Source organism: Borrelia crocidurae (assembly GCF_000825665.2).
Taxonomy (GTDB): Bacteria; Spirochaetota; Spirochaetia; order Borreliales; family Borreliaceae; genus Borrelia; species Borrelia duttonii.
This window is the reverse complement of sequence record NZ_LN609267.1, coordinates 83,431-85,810: the sequence shown is the minus strand read 5'-3', so window position 1 is coordinate 85,810 and position 2,380 is coordinate 83,431. Positions and strand designations below refer to the sequence as shown.

The 2,380-nt window shown below is 26.8% G+C and carries 1 protein-coding gene and 2 pseudogenes (1 of these 3 cut by a window edge); all 3 read right to left on the bottom strand.

Features of this window, described 5'->3' with window-relative positions; genetic code table 11:
- Window positions 1–48: 48 nt before the first annotated feature.
- Window positions 49–1,372 (bottom strand): annotated as a pseudogene (locus BN1173_RS00455) (YifB family Mg chelatase-like AAA ATPase); the annotation flags it as partial.
- Window positions 1,373–1,404: 32 nt separating this feature from the next.
- A complete protein-coding gene (locus BN1173_RS00450) occupies window positions 1,405–1,800 on the bottom strand; it encodes an iron-sulfur cluster assembly scaffold protein (protein WP_014695991.1) in 396 nt (131 codons plus the stop codon).
- Window positions 1,801–1,946: 146 nt separating this feature from the next.
- A pseudogene (locus BN1173_RS00445) lies at window positions 1,947–2,380 on the bottom strand (cysteine desulfurase) (its annotated part continues 721 nt past the right edge of the window); the annotation flags it as partial.

The window sequence follows — 2,380 nt, the reverse complement described above, 5'->3', positions numbered from 1 at the left end:
TTAAAGATAATGTGACGAGTACTTGTTATCTAAAGTTACAAAATATTGCAATGTGTTCTGGTTTGAGATCAGAATTTTTATGAACATTTTTAATGTTTTCATATCTTTGGTTTTGTATATTTCTTGCTTTTATTATTCTCTTTTTAATTTCTTGTGAGCTTTCATTATCTTCTTGAAATAATTTGGCATTATTTACTGGTTTAACTGGTACTCTAATGTCAATTCTATCAAGCATTGCTGCTCCAAATTTTTTCCAGTAGTTTGAAACTTCTTGTTGTGAACAGAAACACTCAATATCGTTTTTTCCAAGATTGCCACAAGGACATGGATTTGTTGCAATCATTAATTGAAAGTTTGCAGGATATTTAAATGATTTTGAACTTGCTCTTACTATTGAAATTGTTTTGTCTTCTATTGGTTCACGCAGTGATTGTAATATTGATTTTTGAAATTCTAGAGCTTCATCTAAAAATAGGATGCCGTTATGAGCAAGTGATACTTCTCCAGGGAGTGCATTAGCTCCTCCACCAATAATGCCTTCTTTGCTTGCAGTTTGATGTGGTTGTCTAAATGGTCTTTTCCTGATTATTTTTGTATCTATTAGCTTTCCTGCAATTGACCAAATTCTATTTGTTTCAATAATTTCTTTATTTGTAAGTGGGGGTAATATTGATTGTACACATTTAATACTGAGTGTTTTGCCACTTCCAGGAGGTCCAAATATCATAATATTATGTCCTCCTGCTACTGCTATCTCTAGTGCTCTTTTTATCCTATGTTGTCCTTTGATATTTTTAAAATCATATTCAAATTCTTCTTCATTTTCTTCTATTTTAAAATTAATTGTAGGTTTTGCGGGAAATATATTATTATTAAGATTTTCAATTATTTCTAGAGTTTCTTTTAAAGTTTTGACTCCCCAAATGTTTAGGTTTGATATTAATAGAGCTTCTTCAAGATTATCAAAAGGTATTATTATGCATTTAATTCCTTTTTCTTTTGCAAGAGAAATTGCGGGTAATACTCCCTTAATTGTTCTTATTTGTCCATCTAGTTGCAATTCTCCTAACATTAAGACTTTTAAATTGTTATTTTTATTTTCTTTTGTACTTATAATGCTAGTTGCAATTGAGAGATCAATTGCTGTTCCAATTTTTTTGATACCTGCTGGTGCAAGATTTATTAATATTCTATCTTTTGGGAAAGTAAATTCTGAATTTTTAATAGCCGCTTTTATTCTTTCTCTTGATTCTTTAATTTCACTTCCAGCTAATCCAACAATATCAATTCCTGGTATTCCTTTTTTAATATCTACTTCAACTTCAATTAGTTCTCCTTCGTATCCTATTGATGAGTGAGAGTATATTTGCATATAATTCTCCTTTAATTGGCGATTATTTAATGTTACTTTAAAATTTCTTTTAAAGCTTTGTACGGCAGAATAAAACAATCTTTTCTGTTTGTATATAAGAAATTTTCAAAAATTTTAAGGTTTTTATTTATTTCTTCTAAATTTTCAAAATTATTGTTAATTATTTTTGTTATGATTTCTAATGTTGTCTTTTTAGGTTGATTGTCGCATATTTTGGTTAAAAGATACGTACTGGCTAGAAAGACTATACATCCATATGCATTATATTTTAGTCTAATTTTTTTGTTGTCTTTATCTGTTTGAAAAATTATTTGGTCTCCACACTTAGATTTATGATATATTGGACTTTGATTTTTTTCTACCTGAAAGCAATACTTTTTTATTTTGCTTAGTCTTATTAGTTCTTTTTTTATTTCTTCTGAGAACATGTTTCAATTTTAAGAAGTTTATTTGATTAAATCAATAATAGTTTTATATTGATTTAGCTTAAATTTTAGATAATAGGTAAATTTTATTTATCATTTTACTGTGTATATAATATAATTTCATCATTTTTTGATGTTTGTAAGTTTATTTAATAAAATTCTTTTATTGTTTTTTTGAGTGAAGAAATGAAAATGTCAATTTCTTCTTTTGTATTATATAAGTAAAAGCTTATTCTTAATAAATGATCTTTTTTAATATTTTCTGAAAAAAATGCAAGGTAAGCACATGTTTTTCCAGATCTGGTTGCAATTCCCATTGTATCAAGATATGTCTCAATGTCATGTGAATGAATATTTTTTACTGTAAATGATATTATTGATTTTCGTTTAATATTTTTATTTAAAATAAATTCAACCTCATCGATTTCTTTTAATTTTGAAATACAATATTCAATCAGTTCTTGATCATGTTCTTGAATAAATTCCATCGTTATGTTATTTATATACTTTATTGCTTGTCCAAGACCAATAATTCCTGCAATATTTGGTGTACCCGCTTCAAATTTATTTGGGGAATTAATAG

Excerpts from the sequence above, each read along its gene's own strand:
- BN1173_RS00450 (WP_014695991.1), bottom strand. The coding sequence starts at position 1,800 with ATGTTCTCAGAAGAAATAAAAAAAGAACTAATAAGACTAAGCAAAATA.